The organism is Isoptericola sp. NPDC057559 (assembly GCF_042801555.1).
In the GTDB taxonomy this organism is placed as follows: Bacteria; Actinomycetota; Actinomycetes; order Actinomycetales; family Cellulomonadaceae; genus Isoptericola.
The window spans coordinates 50,730-67,819 of record NZ_JBHVFQ010000019.1 but is presented as its reverse complement, the minus strand read 5'-3'; the positions used below and the strand labels follow the sequence as shown (position 1 = coordinate 67,819).

The 17,090-nt window shown below is 75.9% G+C and carries 15 protein-coding genes; 11 read left to right on the top strand and 4 right to left on the bottom strand.

Going from position 1 to position 17,090, the window contains the following annotated elements:
• Positions 1 to 203: 203 nt before the first annotated feature.
• The 3 genes from ACFU5J_RS16390 to ACFU5J_RS16380 are packed head-to-tail and all read left to right on the top strand — an operon-like array spanning position 204 to position 5,394.
• Positions 204 to 1,568 carry an MFS transporter gene (locus ACFU5J_RS16390; protein WP_430579423.1) on the top strand — a complete coding sequence of 455 codons (1,365 nt, stop codon included), beginning with the start codon at positions 204 to 206 and terminating at the stop codon, positions 1,566 to 1,568.
• A complete protein-coding gene (locus ACFU5J_RS16385) occupies positions 1,565 to 3,739 on the top strand; it encodes a molybdopterin oxidoreductase family protein (protein WP_430579422.1) in 2,175 nt (724 codons plus the stop codon). Before ACFU5J_RS16390 ends, ACFU5J_RS16385 begins: the two co-directional genes overlap by 4 nt.
• Positions 3,736 to 5,394, top strand: coding sequence for an FAD-dependent oxidoreductase (locus ACFU5J_RS16380; protein WP_430579421.1), 1,659 nt, complete (start codon positions 3,736 to 3,738; stop codon positions 5,392 to 5,394). Before ACFU5J_RS16385 ends, ACFU5J_RS16380 begins: the two co-directional genes overlap by 4 nt.
• On the opposite strand, the gene ACFU5J_RS16375 is transcribed toward ACFU5J_RS16380, so the two are convergent.
• Positions 5,361 to 6,065 (bottom strand): class I SAM-dependent methyltransferase, encoded by a 705-nt coding sequence (locus tag ACFU5J_RS16375; protein WP_430579420.1) that lies wholly within the window; start codon positions 6,063 to 6,065, stop codon positions 5,361 to 5,363. The genes ACFU5J_RS16380 and ACFU5J_RS16375 overlap by 34 nt on opposite strands.
• Before the next feature lie 25 nt (positions 6,066 to 6,090).
• Between ACFU5J_RS16375 and ACFU5J_RS16370 the strand changes: the two genes are divergently transcribed.
• The 8 genes from ACFU5J_RS16370 (at position 6,091) to ACFU5J_RS16335 (ending at position 14,420) form a co-directional block, all read left to right on the top strand.
• Complete coding sequence (locus ACFU5J_RS16370; RefSeq protein WP_430579419.1) at positions 6,091 to 6,576, top strand: AAA family ATPase; 486 nt, start codon at positions 6,091 to 6,093, stop codon at positions 6,574 to 6,576.
• A 111-nt stretch (positions 6,577 to 6,687) separates the two neighbouring features.
• Positions 6,688 to 9,372, top strand: coding sequence for a nitrite reductase large subunit NirB (gene nirB / locus ACFU5J_RS16365; protein ID WP_430579418.1), 2,685 nt, complete (start codon positions 6,688 to 6,690; stop codon positions 9,370 to 9,372).
• Positions 9,369 to 9,791: a nitrite reductase (NAD(P)H) small subunit gene (locus ACFU5J_RS16360; protein WP_430579417.1), complete on the top strand. Its 423-nt coding sequence runs from the start codon at positions 9,369 to 9,371 to the stop codon at positions 9,789 to 9,791. The genes nirB and ACFU5J_RS16360 overlap by 4 nt, the downstream gene beginning before the upstream one ends.
• A complete protein-coding gene (cobA, locus tag ACFU5J_RS16355; RefSeq protein ID WP_430579416.1) occupies positions 9,788 to 10,594 on the top strand; it encodes a uroporphyrinogen-III C-methyltransferase in 807 nt (268 codons plus the stop codon). Before ACFU5J_RS16360 ends, cobA begins: the two co-directional genes overlap by 4 nt.
• Positions 10,595 to 10,637: 43 nt before the next feature.
• Positions 10,638 to 11,738 carry a uroporphyrinogen-III synthase gene (locus tag ACFU5J_RS16350; RefSeq protein WP_430579436.1) on the top strand — a complete coding sequence of 367 codons (1,101 nt, stop codon included), beginning with the start codon at positions 10,638 to 10,640 and terminating at the stop codon, positions 11,736 to 11,738.
• A gap of 146 nt (positions 11,739 to 11,884) precedes the next feature.
• Positions 11,885 to 13,567 carry a polymorphic toxin-type HINT domain-containing protein gene (locus ACFU5J_RS16345; protein WP_430579415.1) on the top strand — a complete coding sequence of 561 codons (1,683 nt, stop codon included), beginning with the start codon at positions 11,885 to 11,887 and terminating at the stop codon, positions 13,565 to 13,567.
• A complete protein-coding gene (locus ACFU5J_RS16340) occupies positions 13,564 to 13,962 on the top strand; it encodes a hypothetical protein (protein ID WP_430579414.1) in 399 nt (132 codons plus the stop codon). The genes ACFU5J_RS16345 and ACFU5J_RS16340 overlap by 4 nt, the downstream gene beginning before the upstream one ends.
• A gap of 32 nt (positions 13,963 to 13,994) precedes the next feature.
• A complete protein-coding gene (locus ACFU5J_RS16335; RefSeq protein ID WP_430577332.1) occupies positions 13,995 to 14,420 on the top strand; it encodes a hypothetical protein in 426 nt (141 codons plus the stop codon).
• Here the strand turns inward: ACFU5J_RS16335 and ACFU5J_RS16330 are convergent.
• From ACFU5J_RS16330 to modA, 3 genes are read right to left on the bottom strand one after another with little or no spacing between them, the layout of a single operon-like run.
• Entirely contained in the window at positions 14,408 to 15,463 is a 1,056-nt protein-coding gene (locus tag ACFU5J_RS16330; RefSeq protein ID WP_430579413.1) for a sulfate/molybdate ABC transporter ATP-binding protein, read from the bottom strand. The two genes, ACFU5J_RS16335 and ACFU5J_RS16330, sit on opposite strands and share 13 nt — an antisense overlap.
• Positions 15,460 to 16,281 carry an ABC transporter permease gene (locus ACFU5J_RS16325; protein WP_430579412.1) on the bottom strand — a complete coding sequence of 274 codons (822 nt, stop codon included), beginning with the start codon at positions 16,279 to 16,281 and terminating at the stop codon, positions 15,460 to 15,462. The genes ACFU5J_RS16330 and ACFU5J_RS16325 overlap by 4 nt, the downstream gene beginning before the upstream one ends.
• Positions 16,282 to 16,305: 24 nt before the next feature.
• The gene (gene modA, locus ACFU5J_RS16320; protein WP_430579411.1) at positions 16,306 to 17,085 is read right to left on the bottom strand and encodes a molybdate ABC transporter substrate-binding protein; all 780 of its coding nucleotides are present in this window, start codon (positions 17,083 to 17,085) and stop codon (positions 16,306 to 16,308) included.
• Positions 17,086 to 17,090: the final 5 nt, after the last annotated feature.

Sequence of the window (17,090 nt, the reverse complement as noted above, 5' to 3'; positions counted from 1 at the left end):
GGCTCACAGGCCGTCCGCGCGGCCTGTGCGTTCGTGCTCACGCGCATTTCACGCCTCGACGCCCGGCCGCGAAACACCCCGTGCCTAGCGTCGGGTGCACCGGCGCGACGACGAGCCGGCGGCTCGTCCCGTCCGCCCGGCACCCGCCCGGCGGGCTCGACCGCCCGGCGTCGGCGTCGGGCCCGCGCACAGGAGGACACGCGATGGTGGCTCCGACGACGGCTGCACCGACCCCGACCGGCGCGCCCCCGGCGCCCGCCCCGGGCGCCCACTCCCGCCCGGGCCGCTGGATCGACGACTGGCGCCCGGAGGACCCGGGGTTCTGGGCCGGCGGCGGCCGGCGCGTCGCGCGGCGCAACCTCGTGCTGTCCGTGTTCGCGGAGCTCCTCGGCTTCTGCGTGTGGGCGCTCTGGTCGGTCGTCGTGCCGCAGCTGCCCGCCGCCGGCTTCGACCTCACCACCGACCAGATGTTCTGGCTCATCGCCGTGCCGGCCCTGGTGGGCGCGACGCTGCGCATCCCGTACACGCTCGCCGTGCCGGTGTTCGGCGGCCGCACCTGGACGGTCGTCTCGGCGTCGCTGCTGCTGATCCCCACCCTGTCGCTCGCGTTCGTCGTGCAGCGGCCGGAGACGTCGTTCGGCACGCTCGTGGCCGTCGCGGCGCTCGCGGGCCTCGGCGGCGGCAACTTCGCGTCGTCGATGGCGAACATCTCGTTCTTCTTCCCCGAGCGGGAGAAGGGTGCGGCGCTGGGCTGGAACGCCGCGGGCGGCAACCTCGGCACCGCGGTGGTGCAGCTCGTGGTCCCGCTCGTCGTCGTCACGGGCGCGGGAATCGCGCTCGAGCGTGCCGGCCTGGTCTTCGTGCCGTTCGTCGTGCTGGCGGCATTCCTCGCCTGGCGGTTCATGGACAACCTGTCGGCGGCGAAGGCCGACCCCCGCTCCTTCGTGGTGGCCGTGCGCGAGCCGCACACCTGGGTGATCGCGTTCCTGTACATCGGGACGTTCGGGTCGTTCATCGGGTTCTCCGGCGCCTTCCCGACGCTGCTGGCCGGCCAGTTCCCGGAGGTGAGCGTGTCGCTGGCGTTCCTCGGCGCGCTCGTCGGGTCCGTGGCCCGGCCGCTCGGCGGCATCCTCGCGGACCGCGTGGGCGGGGCCCTCGTGACGGTCGGCTGCTACGTCGTGATGATCGCCGGCGCCGTGGGCGCCATCACCGCGCTCGGCAGCCACCGGTTCGGCCTCTTCTTCGCGTCGTTCCTCGTGCTGTTCGTCGCGACCGGGGTGGGCAACGGGTCCGTGTACCGGATGATCCCGGCCGCCTTCCGTGTCGCCGGCGCCGGCCGCGACGCCACCGCCAGGGCGCGCGCCGCCGCCGGCTGCATCGGGATCGCCGGGGCCGTGGGGGCGTTCGGCGGGTTCCTCGTGCCCCGCGGCTTCGCCGTCTCGACGTCGATGACCGGGTCCCTGGTCGCGGCGCTGTGGGTGTTCGTCGGGGCGTACGCGGTGATGGCGGTCGTGACCTGGGCCGTGTACGCGCGGCGGGGGACGGCCATGCGGGCGGCGCGGGTATGACGGCGGTCGCGACGCACTGCCCGTACTGCGCGCTGCAGTGCGGCACGGACCTCGCGCCCACCCCGACGGGCTCGGCGTCTCCCGTCGCCGTGACGCCGCGCCGGTTCCCGACCAACGGCGGCGGGCTGTGCCAGAAGGGCTGGACCGCCGCCGCCGTGCTGCGCGCGCCGGACCGGCTCACGACGCCCCTGGTGCGCGGGGCGGACGGCGCGCTCGCCCCCGCGTCGTGGGACGACGCGCTCGACCTCGTCGCCGGGCGGCTCGCGGCGCTGGCGGCCGACGACGGGCCGGGGGCGGTCGCGGTCTTCGGCGGCGGGGGCCTGACCAACGAGAAGGCGTACACGCTCGGCAAGTTCGCGCGCGCCGTGCTGCGTACCCCGCACATCGACTACAACGGCCGCTTCTGCATGTCGTCGGCGGCGGCCGCCGGGAACCGGGCGTTCGGCCTCGACCGCGGCCTGCCGTTCCCCGTGACCGACCTCGCCGGGGCCGACGCGATCCTGCTGCTCGGCTCCAACGTGGCCGAGACGATGCCGCCGTTCGTGCAGCACCTCGCGGGGGCGCGCGCGGCGGGCGGCCTGGTGGTCGTCGACCCGCGGCGCTCGGCCACCGCGCGGCTCGCCGAGCCGGGCGAGGGGGTGCACCTGCAGCCCGTGCCCGGCACGGACCTGGTGGTGCTGCTGGCCCTGCTGCACGTCCTGCTCGCCGAGCGACTCGTGGACCGGGGCTACCTCGACGAGCGCACGACCGGGGCCGACGACGTCGCCCGGTCGGTCGCGGCCTGGTGGCCGGAGCGGGCTGAGACGGTCTGCGGCGTGCCGGCCGAGGAGCTGCGCCGCGTGGCGCGCCTGCTGGCCGCGGCGTCGCCGGCGCGCGGCGGGCGGGGCGCCTACGTGCTCACGGGGCGCGGCGTCGAGCAGTCCGCGCAGGGCACGGCCACCGTGACCGCGGCGATCAACCTGGCCCTCGCCCTCGGCCTCGTCGGGCGGCCGGGCTCGGGGTACGGCTGCCTCACCGGGCAGGGCAACGGGCAGGGCGGGCGCGAGCACGGGCAGAAGTGCGACCAGCTGCCCGGCTACCGCAGGATCGACGACCCGGCGGCCCGCGCGCACGTCGCGGGCGTGTGGGGCGTCGACCCCGGCACGCTGCCCGGGCCCGGCCGTCCCGCCGTCGCGCTGCTCGCGTCGCTCGGCACCCCGGGCGGTCCGCGCGCCCTGCTCGTGCACGGGTCGAACGTCGTCGTGTCCGCGCCCGACGTCGACCGGGTCCGCGAGCGGCTGGCCGCCCTCGACCTGCTGGTGGTGTGCGACGTCGTGCCGTCCGAGACGGCGCTGCTGGCCGACGTCGTGCTGCCCACCACCCAGTGGGCCGAGGAGGAGGGCACGATGACGAACCTCGAGGGCCGCGTCATCCGCCGCCGGCGCGCCGTCGACCCGCCGGGCGAGGCCCGCTCCGAGCTGTGGATCCTGGCCGAGCTGGCCCGCCGGCTCGGCTCGGGAGTGGCGTTCCCCACCGCGCCCGACGCGGTCTTCGACGAGCTGGCGCGCGCGTCCGCGGGCGGCGTCGCCGACTACTCCGGCCTCAGCCACGCCCGCCTCGACGCGCACGAGGCCGCCGGCGGCGCCGGGCTGTACTGGCCCTGCCCCGCCGCCCCCGTCGCCGGCGCGCGGGGGGAGCACCCCGGGACGCCGCGCGTGTTCCTCGACGCGTTCGCGACGCCGGACGGGCGGGCACGGATGGTGGCGGTGGACCACGCCGGCCCCGTCGACGACGTCCGCCCGGACGCGCCGACCTACCTCGTCACCGGGCGCGTGCTGCAGCACTACCAGTCCGGCGCGCAGACCCACCGCGTGCCCGAGCTGGAGCGGCTGGTGCCCGAGCCGTACGCCGAGCTGCACCCGCTGCTCGCCACGCGGGTCGGCGTCGGGGACGGAGCGCTGGTGCGGCTCGCGTCGTCGCGCGGCACCGTCGAACTCATCGCGCGCTGGACCGACGCCGTCCGCCCCGACACCGTCTTCGTGCCGTTCCACTGGGGCGGCGCCCACAGCGTCAACCGCCTCACGACCGACGCCGTCGACCCGGTCTCCGCCATGCCCGAGTTCAAGGTCTGTGCGGTGTCCGTGACGGCGGTCGACGCCCGAGACGTCGCCGAGGTGGTGGTGCCCGCATGAGCCAGGAACCCTTGCGCGTGCCGCGCCGCGTGGTCGTCGTGGGGCACGGGATGGTCGGCGCGCGGCTGGCCGACGAGCTCGCCCGGCGCGACGCGGACGGCGCCCTCGACGTCACCGTCCTCGGCGCGGAGCCCTACGAGCCGTACAACCGGGTGCTGCTGTCCGACGTGGTCGCGGGCCGCACGGACGTGGCCGCGATCTCCCTGCCGGCGGCCGACGACGGGCGCGCGCTCGTCCGGCGCGGCACGGCGGCCGTCGCCGTCGACCGGGACGCGCGCGTGGTGCTCGCCGACGACGGCGGCCGCCACCCCTACGACGACCTGGTGCTCGCCACGGGCGCCGCCGCCCGCCTGCCCGACGTGCCCGGGCTGGGCACCGACCCCGGCGCGCTGCCCGCCGGCGTGCACGCGCTGCGCACGCTCGACGACGCCCGCGAGATCGTCGCCGCCACGGTGAACGCGCCGCGCGCGGTGGTGGTGGGCGGCGGGGTGCTGGGCGTGGAGGTGGCACTCGGGCTGGCCGGCCGCGGCCTGTCGACCACGCTCGTGCACGGTGCGGGCGCCCCGATGGACCGACAGCTCGACGACGAGGCCGGCGCCGTGCTGCGGGCCGCGCTCGAGGCGGCGGGGGTGGTGGTGCGTACCGGCGTGCGGCCCCGCGAGGTGCTGGTCGTGGGCGGGCGCGCCGTCGGGGTGCGGCTGGCCGGTGCGGTCCGGGATGCGGTCCGGGACCCGGGGGAGACGCTCGGCGCCGGGCTGGTGGTCCTCGCGTGCGGCACAGCGCCGGAGACGACCCTCGCGCGGCGGGCCGGTCTCGCCGTCGACCGGGGCGTCGTCGTCGGGCCGGACCTGGCGAGCGTCACCGACCCGCGCGTGTTCGCGGTCGGCGACTGCGCGCAGCCGCCCGAGGGCTCCCGCGGGCTCGTCGCCGAGGGCTGGGACCAGGCCCGCCGGCTGGCCGAGGCGCTGGTGGCCGTCGCGGCCGAGCCGCGCCCCGCCCCCGCGGCGGCCGAGGCGCGGGAGCACCTGCGCCTGCCGTCGGACGGCGCGGGGCCGTCGATGGCGGTGCGGCTGGGCACGCTGCTCTCCTCCCGCGCGCCGGGTGCGGCGGCAGGCCCGGCCGCCGTCGACACGCGCGGCACCGACGTCGTCAAGGTGAAGGCGGGCCCGCTGAGCGTGGTCGCGATGGGCCGCTGCGGCTCCGGGCGGGCCACCGCGCCGGGGGAGCGGGTGGTGCGGCTCGGCGACCCGGCCGCGGGGCGCTACGTCGAGGCCGTCGTGGCCGGCGGGGTGCTCGTCGGCGCCACGTGCGTCGGCGACGCGCGCGTGGCCGCCGACCTCACCGCCGCCTACACCCGCCGCACGCCGGTGCCCGCGGACCCCGCGTTCCTGCTGCTCACGCCCGTCGCGCCCGCCGTGGCGCCGGCGTCCAGCCCCGAGCACATGCCCGACGACGCGACCGTCTGCCGGTGCAACGGCGTCACCAAGCACGACGTCGCGGCGTGCGTCGCGGAGGGCGACACGACCGCGGACGACGTCGTGCGCGCGACCCGCGCGACGACCGGGTGCGGCAGCTGTCGCGACGCCGTGTGCGGGCTGGTGGACTGGCTGGTCGCCGCGCGTCAGGTGGCGGGGGAGGTCCACTCCAGCGTGTAGCGGAAGAACAGGCGCCGCCGGAACCGCGCGCCGGGCAGCACGCGCCGCGCGGTCTCGCGGACCTCGCCGTACGTCTCGCGCGCGTCGCGCACGGGCACGACGGGCCGGCCGTCGGCGCCGGGCGTGACGTCGGCCCGCCGCGGGTGCCTGACCATGCCGACCACGGGGTTGGCGAACGACGAGACCAGGTCGACGGCGAGGTCGCGCGGCGCGCCGATCCGCGCCAGCCCGACCACCAGCAGCCGCCCGCCCGGTGCGAGGACCCCGGCGGCGTGCCGCAGCGCGGGCTCGAGGTCCATGTGGTGCAGGGAGGCGACCATCGTCACGACGTCGAACGAGCCGTCGGCGGGGACGTCCTCGAACCGGGCGTGGCGGGTCGTGACCCCCGGGTCGCCGGCGAACCGGGCGGCCGTGGCCGCGGCCATCGGGCCGTCGGCGTCGAGGCCGACCACCGTGGTGCCGGCGCGCCGCAGGCGATGCACGAGGGTGCCGGTGCCGCACCCGACGTCCAGCGCGCGCCGCCGCCGGCGCGGCAGCCGCCGCAGGACCCAGCCGTGGAAGTGGTCGTTGTGGTTCCACGGGTGCCGCGCGTTGACGCGGCCGAGCCAGCGGCCGCCGGCACGGACCAGGGAGCTCGTCGTCGTGCGGGGATCGAACGGTGACCGGGGCATGGGCAGCGAGGGTAGCGTCACGGCCATGCCGGACCGCGGGAACGCCCACCTCGTGCTGCTGTGCGGGCCCGCCGGGGCGGGCAAGTCGACGCACGCGCGGCGGTACGGCGCGGCCGGGTACGCGGTGGCGTCCGTCGACGAGCTCGCGTGGGCGGCAGGGCACCCGGCCGTGCACCCTCTGCCCGACGACGCGGCCCGGCGGGTGGCGGACGCGCTGCGCTCCCGCGTCGAGGAGCTGCTCGCCCGGGGACGCGACGTCGTCGTGGACTCGTCGTTCTGGTCGCGCGCGTCGCGGGACGACTACCGGGCCCTCGGGGGCGCGCACGGTGCCGACGTCCTGGTCGTCTACGTCGACACCCCGCGCGACGTGGCGCTCGCGCGGGTGGCCGCCCGCGCCGCCGCACATCCGCACGACGTCGTCCTGACGCCGGAGGTCGCCGCCGCCTTCCACGACGGCTTCGAGGTCCCGACCCCGGACGAGGGCCCGCTCCAGGTCGTCCCCGGCGCCTGACCCCCGGGCGGACGGTCCTCTCGCCGGGCGTGTGTCGTGCGTGAGGCAGATGTTCCCGTGAGGTAACCGGGGGCTGACGGCGGCGACACGCCGCCTTTCTACCGTCGGGTCATGAGCAGCGAGCCCCCCACCCCAGGCAGCACCCGGCGGCACGTCGTCGTCGTCGGCGGCGGCATGGTCGCCCAGCGCTTCGTCGAGGCGCTGCGGGCCCGGGACGCCGCCGGCGCCTGGCGGGTGACGGTCTTCGCCGAGGAGCCGCGCACGCCGTACGACCGCGTGGGCCTGACCCGCTACTTCGAGGTGCGCGACGCCGAGGAGCTCACCCTCGGCGACCCGGCGCTGTGGGACGACCCCCTGGTCGACCTGCGCCGCGACTGCGCGGTCACGTCGATCGACCGCGCGGCGCGCACCGTCACCGACCGGCTGGGCCGGGTGCACGCCTACGACGAGCTCGTGCTCGCCACGGGCTCCAGCGCCGCGATGCCGCCGATCGACGGCAACGACCTGCCCGGCGTGTTCGTGTACCGCACCATCGACGACGTCGCCGCCCTGCGCGGGTGGGTCGAGGCCAAGCGGGAGGCCGGCCGCGTCGAGACGCGCGGCGGGGTGGTCGAGCGCCCGGTGCGCGGCGCGGTGGTCGGCGGCGGCCTGCTGGGCCTGGAGGCCGCGGGCGCGCTCAGGGCGCTCGGCGCGCAGGCCACGGTGATCCAGTTCGGCACGCACCTCATGGACGTGCAGATCGACCTGGGCGGCGGCCACGCGCTCAAGCGGCTCATCAACGACAAGGGCATCTCCGTCCGCACGGACACGGCGACGACGGCGATCCGCCCGCACCGGCGCACCGGGCACGTGGGCCGGATGGAGTTCGCGGACGGCGGCCGCCTCGACGTCGACGTGCTCGTCATGGCCACGGGCGTGCGGCCGCGCGACGAGCTCGCCCGCGCCGCCGGGCTGGAGGTCGGGCCGCGCGGCGGCGCCGCCGTCGACCTGGCCTGCCGCACGGCGGACGAGCACGTGTGGGCGATCGGCGAGGTCGCGTGCATCGAGGGCCGCTGCCTCGGCCTGGTGGCGCCCGGCAACACGATGGCGGAGGTCGTGGCGGACCGGCTGCTGGGCGGCGAGGCCACGTTCCCCGGCGCGGACACGGCCACGAAGCTCAAGCTCTCGGGCGTCGACGTCGCGAGCTTCGGCGACGCGCACGGCCGCACGGAGAAGTCCGTGGAGATCGTCTGGGCCGACCCGCTGCGGGGCGTCTACAGCAAGCTCGTCATGGCCGACGACGCGCGTACCCTGCTGGGCGGCGTCTTCGTCGGCGACGCCACGCCCTACGCCTCGCTGCGGCCGATGCTGGGCGCCGAGCTCCCCGGCGACCCGAGCGCGTTCCTGCTGCCCGAGGGCGGCGGGGCCCCCGCCCTCGAGCTTCCCGACGACGCGAACGTCTGCTCCTGCAACAGCGTCTCCGCGGGCACGATCCGCGGCGCGGTCACCGACCACGCGTGCACCGACGTCGCGGGCGTCAAGGCGTGCACCCGGGCCGGCACGACGTGCGGGGCCTGCCTGCCCCTGGTCACCAAGCTCACCAGGACCGAGCTCGCGAAGGCCGGCGTCGCGGTCAGCAACGCGCTGTGCGAGCACTTCGACCTCTCCCGCGCCCAGCTCTTCGACGCCGTGCGCGTGGCCGACCTGCACACGTTCAGCGAGGTCGTCGCCCGCTTCGGCCGCGTGCCCGACGGCGCGACGGACGCCGGCCGCGGCTGCGACATCTGCCGGCCCACCGTCGCGTCGGTCCTCGCGAGCCTCGGCAACGGGCACATCCTCGCGGGCGAGCAGGCCGCCCTGCAGGACACCAACGACCACCTGCTCGCCAACCTCCAGAAGGACGGGAGCTACTCCGTGGTCCCGCGGATGCCGGGCGGCGAGGTGACCCCCGAGGGGCTCATCGTCGTCGGGCAGGTGGCGAAGGACTTCGGCCTCTACACGAAGATCACCGGCGGCCAGCGGATCGACATGTTCGGCGCCCGCGCGGACCAGCTCCCGGAGATCTGGCGGCGGCTCGTGGACGCGGGGTTCGAGTCCGGGCACGCGTACGGCAAGTCGCTGCGCACGGTGAAGTCCTGCGTCGGGTCCACGTGGTGCCGGTACGGCGTGCAGGACTCGGTGGGCATGGCCGTCGAGCTGGAGCTGCGCTACCGCGGCCTGCGCTCGCCGCACAAGCTCAAGCTGGGCGTCTCCGGCTGCGCCCGCGAGTGCGCCGAGGCGCGGGGCAAGGACGTCGGCGTCATCGCCACCGAGAAGGGGTGGAACGTCTACGTGGGCGGCAACGGCGGGCAGACGCCGCGGCACGCGCAGCTCCTCGCCGAGGACCTGACCTCCGACGAGCTCGTCCGCACCATCGACCGCTTCCTCATGCTGTACGTCCGCACGGCCGACCGGCTGCAGCGCACCGCCCCCTGGGTGGAGGAGTACGAGGGCGGCCTCGAGGCGATCCGGCGGGTCGTGGTGGAGGACTCCCTCGGCATCGGGGCGGACCTCGACGCCGCGATGGCGCGGCACGTCGAGGGGTACGAGGACGAGTGGCGGGCCGTGCTGGAGGACCCGGAGAAGCTGGCGCGCTTCGGCTCGTTCGTCAACGCGCCGACGACGCCGGACCCGGCGCTCGCGTACGTGCCCGAGCGCGGGCAGAAGCGGCCCGCCACCGCGGACGAGGTCCGCTCCGGACTCGCCGACCCCGGCCTCGTCCCCGCCCTCAGCAGCCCCGTCCTCGTCGCCGGCCCCACCCTGGAGGTGCGCGCATGACCGCCCTGACCCCCGTCCCGGCCGTGGTTCCCGGCCCGCCGTCCGTCGTCGACGGCCCCGGCTGGACCGCCGTCTGCCCGCTGGCCGCGCTGGCCCCCGAGCGGGGGGCCGCCGCCCTGGTCACCGGCTCCGACGGCGAGGAGCTGCAGGTCGCGCTGTTCCGCCTGCTCGACGGCACGGTGTGCGCCGTGCAGCAGCTCGACCCCTACTCGGGCGCGCACGTCATGGCGCGCGGCATCGTCGGCACGCGCGGCGGCACGCCCACGGTGGCGTCGCCGGTGTACAAGCAGGTCTTCGAGCTGCACACCGGGCGCTGCCTCGACGCGGCGGGCAAGGAGCCGCGGACCGGGCTGGCGGCCGACCTCGCGTCGTACCCGGTGGTCGTCACCGGCGGCGTCGTGCACGTGGGGATCGGATGACGACGGACCGCCCCGCCACCGGGCGCGTCACCCTCGTCGGTGCCGGTCCGGGCGCCGCGGACCTGCTCACCTACCGCGCGTGGCGCGCGCTGGCCACGGCCGACGTCGTGGTCACCGACCGGCTGGTGCCGCGGGAGGTGCTCGACGACCTGGATACCCGCGTCGAGGTCGTCGACGTCGGCAAGACCCCCGGCCGGCACACGCTGCCGCAGCCGGAGATCGACGCGCTGCTCGTCGCGCGGGCGCTCGCGGGGCAGCGCGTGGTGCGGCTCAAGGGCGGCGACCCGTTCGTCTTCGGGCGGGGCGGCGAGGAGGTCGCGGCCTGCCGGGCCGCCGGGGTGCCGGTCGAGGTGGTGCCCGGGGTGTCGTCCGCGCTCGCGGCGCCCGCCCTGGCCGGGGTGCCGCTCACGCACCGGGGCACGACGACGGCGTTCCACGTCGTCACCGGTCACACGCGCGACGGAGCCCTGGCCGGCGATGCGGTGCTCGACGACGTGTCGGTGGCCTGCGTGACGTCCCGCGCGGCGACGCTCGTCGTCCTGATGGGGGTGGCCGCTCTGCCCGCGATCGTCGCCCGGCTGCTGGACGCGGGTGCCGAGCCGGGCACGCCCGTCGCTATCGTGGAGCGAGGTTCGCTGCCCGACCAGCGGGTCACGCGGGCCGCCCTCGACCTCGCCGCCAAGCGCGCCGAGGAGGTCGGGGTCCGCGCCCCGGCCGTGGTCGTGATCGGCGACGTGGCGGACGAGCAGCTGCTGGAGGTCATGGGTGACGCAGGAGAGGCCGCAGGACGGGCAGGTGGCTGAGGCCGCCGCGCCGCATCAGCCCAGGCCCGCGCTGGGCCAGGTGATGGCCGGCTGCACCGTGCTGGTCACCGCCGACCGCCGGTCGGGGGAGCTGGCCGCCGCGCTGGAGCGCCGCGGGGCCGCCGTCCGGCACGCGCCCGCGCTGAGCATGATCCCGCACGTGGACGACGACGCGCTGATCGCCGCCACCCGCGCGCTCGTCGCCGACCCGCCCGACGTCGTGGTCGCGACCACCGGCGTCGGCTTCCGCGCCTGGATCGAGGCGGCCGACGCCCACGGGCTGGCCGACGACCTCCTCGCCGTCCTCGGCCGCTCGCGGCTCGTCGCGCGCGGGCCGAAGGCGCGGGGCGCCATCCAGGCGGCGGGGCTGCAGGCCGACTGGGTCGCGGAGTCCGAGACGTCGGCCGAGGTCGCCGAGGTACTGCTCAGCGAGGGCGTGGGCGGCCTGCACGTCGCGATCCAGCACCACGGCGCGGGCGCCGACGGGCTGGACGTCGTGTTCGAGAAGGCGGGTGCGCGGGTGTCCGCGCTGGTCGTGTACCGCTGGGGCCCGCCGCCCGACCTGGCCGCCGTCGAGGCGTCGGTGCGCGCCGCGGCGGCGGGGGAGATCGACGCGGTCGCGTTCACGTCCGCGCCCGGCGCCGAGGCGTGGCTGCGCGCGGTCGAGGCGCAGGACCTGCGCGACGACGTCGTGGCCCGCTTCGTAGACGGGTCGATGGTGGCGGCCGCCGTCGGGCCGGTGACGGCGCGGCCCCTGGAGGCGCGGGGCGTCCCCACCCTCCAGCCCGAGCGCGGCCGGCTCGGCGCCCTGGTGCGCACGATCGTCGGGCACTACGAGCACCTGGAGTCCGTGGCGCTGGCCACCGTCGCGGGGCCGCTCGTCATCCGGGCCCGCGTCGCCGTCCTGGACCAGCAGGTGCTGCCGCTGTCGCCGACGGGCGTCGAGGTGCTGCGGCTGCTCGCGTCCGCGGGCGGGGACGTCGTGCCGCGCGAGCGCGTGCTCGACGTGCTGCCCGGCACGTCCCGCGACCCGCACGCCGTCGAGGTCGCCGTCGCACGCCTGCGCGAGGCCACGGGCCGTCGTGACCTGGTCAGGACCGTCGTCAAGCGCGGCTACCGGCTGGAGCTCGCGCCCCTCGCGTAGTCGCCGACCAGCGGCGACGGGCAGTTCTCCCCGTGGTGCATCAGGGGCCCCTCTCGTTACTCTCTTCGTGGCGACAGAGGGTGAGAACCGGTGGCTGACCTGCGGGGGGACCTGGACGTGATCGTGCACAAGGTCGAGGCGAGAGCGTGAGGCCGTCGGACTGGTCGCCGGTGGGTCTGGACTCGGACCCGACGCCGGGGGATCCGGTGCTGGTGCTGGCGGGCGGTCAGGACTATCTGGAGGTCGCGGGGTCGATCGACGACGCGGCGGGCGCGATGTCGCGGTTGGACGTGGCGGGCACGGTCTCCCAGGCGGTGGACGCGTTGATGGAGACCAAGGAAGACACGGTCTCGGAGATCCGGCGCGCGCACTCGCGGTACCAGGCCACGGGTGAGGCGTTGGTGGACTACGCGCGGACGTTGGACCGGGTGCAGGCCGAGACGCTGGCGGCGTTGGAGAAGGCCAGGTCGGCGCGGGACGCGGCGGACTCCGCGGCCGGGTCGCGGGACCGGTACCAGGACCTCGCGGACCAGGCCACGGACGTGGAGGAGAAGCGGGAGTACCAGCAGCAGGCGGATGCCGCGGGCGGGAACGCGGACGACGCGAACGGTCAGGCCGCGGCGGCCCGCTCGGACATCGAGGGGTCGGTCGCCGACCGGGACCGGGCCGCCAGCGATGCGGTGTCCCGGATCGAGGACATCACCTCCGGTGATGACCTGAACGACTCGTGGTGGGACGACTGGGGCTCGAAGGTCGTGGCCGCGATCGCGGACATCGCGGACATGATCTCCACGATCGCCGGGTTGCTCGCGATCGTGGTCGCGTTCATCCCCGTGGTCGGGACGGCGCTGGCGGGGGTGTTGATCGTGGTCGCCGCGGTCGCGGCCATCGTGTCCGCGCTGGCGAACATCACGCTCGCGGCCACGGGGGAACGCTCGTGGGCGGAGGCGGGCATCGCGATCGCCGGCGCGGCCCTGTCGGTGATCGGGCTGGGTGGTGCGGCGAAGGCCGCCACGGGCTTGTCGAAGGCCGCGTTCAAGCAGGGCATGAAGTCCGGGCTGAAGTCGGGGGCGAAGAAGGCGTGGTGCAAGGTCGGGTTCGGCACCTGCTTCACCGCCGGCACCCTGGTCCGCACCGTCGACGGCGACAAGCCCATCGAAGAGATCCGGGCCGGGGACAAGGTCTACGCCCACGACCTGGCCACCGGGGCCGACGAGCTGCAGCTCGTCATGGAGACCTTCGTCCGCACCACCACCACGCTGTTCCACCTGACCATCGCCGGGCACACCGTCACGACCACGGACGAGCACCCGTTCATGGTCGCCAACATGGGCTGGATCCTCGTCCGCGACCTGCAGCCCGGCGACATCCTGGTGACGCCTGACGGGACGGTCACCCTGGACCGGATCGACATCGAGCACCGCGACCCCGCCGACCCGGTCACCGTCTACAACGTCCACGTCGAGACCCACCACAACTACTACGTCCTGGCCGGCGACCTGCCCGTCCTGGTCCACAACGCCGCCGGGCACGGCGGTATCCCCGAGGCCGACCGGATCGCGGACGCTGCGGACATCGCGGCAGGGCACGCTGGGTCGAAGCACGCCGGCGACTTCCCCGGCATGTCGGTCGACGACCTCACCCGTCACACGTCGAGCGTCATGTCGGACCCTGCACGAGCGAAGGACCTGTCTCGGCTCCGCCGGGCGTACCAGGGCAAGGACGGCTCGACGATCGTCATCCACGACCCGATGCACGAGGACGTGGGTACCGTGTTCCGGCGCGATCCGACCTCTATAGACGACTACTGGGAGAACAACCTCACATGACGGCTCTGCACGACGAGCGCCCGAGCAGCCTGCTCGACCCGCACGAGATCGCGCTCCTGTCGCGAGCGTTGGTCGAGTGGGGCGGTCCTGCTCACGCCAGCGACCTCCTCGCGCAAGGGATGGGGTTCGCCGATGGCCGCACGCTGGTGCAGCGGTGCGCCGCGCTCGGTGCGGAGCTGAAGCAGGACGTCCCTCTCGAGGCGGCGGACTGGGCGCGAGTCCTCCTCGCCGTGGAGATCGTCTTCGCCAGCGACCTCGTCGGCTCCGGGACGGACTGGCGCACCACGACCGGCATGGACGACGACGATACGATCCGGCTCCTGCGCACGATCCAGCGCAAGCTCGGTCGGGTCGTCCGCCCCTTCTACGGCACGACGCCCGGGTCGCCCTCCTGACCACCGGGCCGCGCGCAGGAAGGACCGACGTCATGACCGCCCCCGACGAGATCGTTCGACGTGCGGGCTTCGAGGTTCTCGGGACGGAGGGCACCGTCGACGAGGTGCGTGACGTCTGGCGGGAATTCTCATCAGCCTCAGCGGTCCCGACCGTCCGCATCGCCGACGACGACCCCGATCCGTCGGCTGTCGAGACCGCGTGGACTCGGGTCGTCGCCTCGACCGGCCTGGTGTCGTCGACGGGCGAGTTCCTCCTCAGCGTCAGCGCGACCGGTACTCACGACGCAGCGTGGCTTCGTGTGCGGGCTGGTGCTGATGCCCGGGTTCTCGATCTCGGGCCGCACGATGGCGAACCGGACCTCGTCGCCACGAACGTGGGCCGGGACGTGACGGTCGCGGTCACGTCCGAGGAGGAGGAGACCTGGATCCTCGTCTCCGCGAGGCGTCACGCCAGGTAGACGTCCACCTCTGCCGCCTTGACGGACAGCCACACGGGCGTGCCCGGCGCGAGCGCGAGCTCGGCGGCGGCCTGCGGCGTGACGTCGGCGGCGAGGTGGTCGGTGCGCACGCGCACGAGGTCGCCGCGCGGCTCCAGCGAGGTCACCGTGCCGCGGAAGGTGTTGCGGGGGGAGCCGTGCCGTTCGTCGAGGTAGACGGAGACGGCGGCGGGGCGGAAGACGGCGGTCATGGGTGCGCCGCCGGCCAGGCCGTCGCCCGGCGCGTGGCCGTGCACCACCTCTCCGGCGGGCGTGCGGACGCCGTCGCCGGTCCACGAGCCGGTGAGCAGGTTGAGCCCGGCGATGCGTGCCGCGAACGCGCTGCGCGGGCGGGCCAGCACCTGCGCCGTCGGGCCCCGCTCGACGACGCGCCCGCCCTCGACGACGGCGACCTCGTCGGCCAGGAGCAGGGCGTCGAGGACGTCGTGGGTCGTGATGATCGCGGTCTGGTCGGCGAGGAGCCGCTTGAGCGCCTGGCGCAGCGCGGGCGTGACGTCGACGTCGAGGGCGGCCATGGGCTCGTCGAGCAGCAGCAGCCGGGGCTCGGCGGCGAGCGCGCGGGCGACGGCGACCCGCTGCGCCTGCCCGCCGGACAGGGTCGCGGGCGGACGGTCGGCGAGGTGCGCGAGCCCGATCTGCTCCAGCCAGCGCAGGGCGGCGTCGTCCGCGTCCCGCCGCTGCACGCCCTGGGAGCGCGGGCCGAAGGCGACGTTCTGCCGGACGGACAGGTGCGGGAACAGCAGGGCCTCCTGCGCGAGGAGCGCGACCTGCCGGGCGTGCGGGGGCACCCAGGTGCGGGTACGGCCGGCCTCCGCGCGGACCAGCGTCCGGCCGTCGAGGGTGACGTGCCCGTCGTGCGGGCGCAGCGTCCCGGCCGCGAGACCGAGCGCGGTGGACTTGCCGGCGCCGTTCGGGCCGAGCAGCGCGAGGGTGCGCCCCTCGGCGACGTCGAGCTCGACGTCGAACCCGCGGGCGGGCAGCGTGGCGGCGAGGGTGAGGGTCACAGGACGCCCCGGTCCCGCCGGGTGACGGCGATGACGAGCACGGCGACCACCACGAGCAGCAGGGACAGGGCCACCGCGGCGTCGGGGTCGGACTCGCGCTGCAGGTAGATCTCCAGCGGCAGGGTGCGCGTGACGCCCTGCAGGCTGCCGGCGAACGTGATCGTCGCGCCGAACTCGCCGAGGGCGCGGGCGAACGACAGCACGGCCCCCGCCAGCAGCCCCGGCCACACCAGCGGCAGGGTGACACGACGCAGCACGGTGGTGGGGCGGGCGCCGAGGGACGCCGCGACCACCTCGTAGCGGGCGCCCGCGGTGCGCAGCGCGCCCTCCAGGCTCATGACGAGGAACGGCAGCGCGACGAACGTCTGCGCGAGCACCACCGCCGTCGTGGAGAACGCGACCTGCAGGCCCGCGACCTCCAGCGTCTCCCCGAGCAGGCCGCGCCGCCCGAACGTGTACAGCAGCGCGATGCCGCCCACCACGGGCGGCAGCACCAGCGGCACCATCACCAGGGAGCGCAGCAGGTCGATCCCGGGGAAGCGGCAGCGGGCGAGCACCAGCGCCATCGGGATCCCGAGGACCAGGCACGCCACGGTGCTGGCGGCCGACGTCTGCAGGCTCAGCACCAGCGCCGCGCGCGCCGACTCGCTGGTGATCAGCGACCAGTAGCTGGACCAGTCGACCCGCGTGGCCATCGCGACCAGCGGCAGCACCACGAACAGCCCGCCCAGCGCGGCGGGCACGAAGGCCCACCGCGGCAGGCCGACGGCCGCCTCCGGGCTGGGGCGGAGGCGGTCGTCGGTACGGGTCGTGGTCATGGGCAGGTCACGGGAGCGACGGGGTCACGGCGCCGCGAAGCCGAACCCGGCCAGCGTCTGCTGCCCGTCGTCGGAGAGCACGAGGTCGACGAACTGCTGGGCGAGGTCCGCCTGCTTCGCGTCGGCGACGGGCGCGATCGGGTAGGTGTTGACCGCCTCGGACGCCTCGGGGAACTCGACCCCCTCGACGTCGTCGCCCGCGGCGGCGACGTCGGTGACGTACACGAGCCCGGCGTCCGCCTCGCCCGCGATCACCTTGCCGAGCACGTCGGTGACGCTCTGCTCCTCGCTCACGGGCTTCAGGTCGAGGCCCGCGGCGTCGGCGACCTTGGCGGACGCGGCCCCGCACGGCACCTCGGGCGCGCAGGTCACGAGGGCGACGTCCGGGTCCGCGAGGTCCTGGAGCGTCTCGACGCCGGCCGGGTTGCCCGGCGGGACGGCGATCTCGAGCGTGTTGGTCGCGAAGTCCTGCGGCTCGCCCACCAGGTCGTCGGCCGTCAGCTTGTCCATGTTGGCCGTGTCGGCCGAGGCGAACACGTCGGCCGGCGCACCCTGCTGGATCTGCGCCACCAGGTCGGACGACCCGGCGAAGCTGAGCTGCACGTCCACGCCGTCGTGCGCGGCCTCGAACTGCTGGGCGAGGTCCTCGAACGAGCCCTTGAGCGACGCCGCCGCGAACACGGTGAGCGTCGTCGTCCCGCCGTCGGTCCCGGCGGCCTCGTCGTCCCCGCCCGACGTGCTGCAGCCCGCCAGCGCGGTCACGGCCAGGGCCGCCACCCCGGCGGCGGCGATGTGCTTCCTCATGCGTC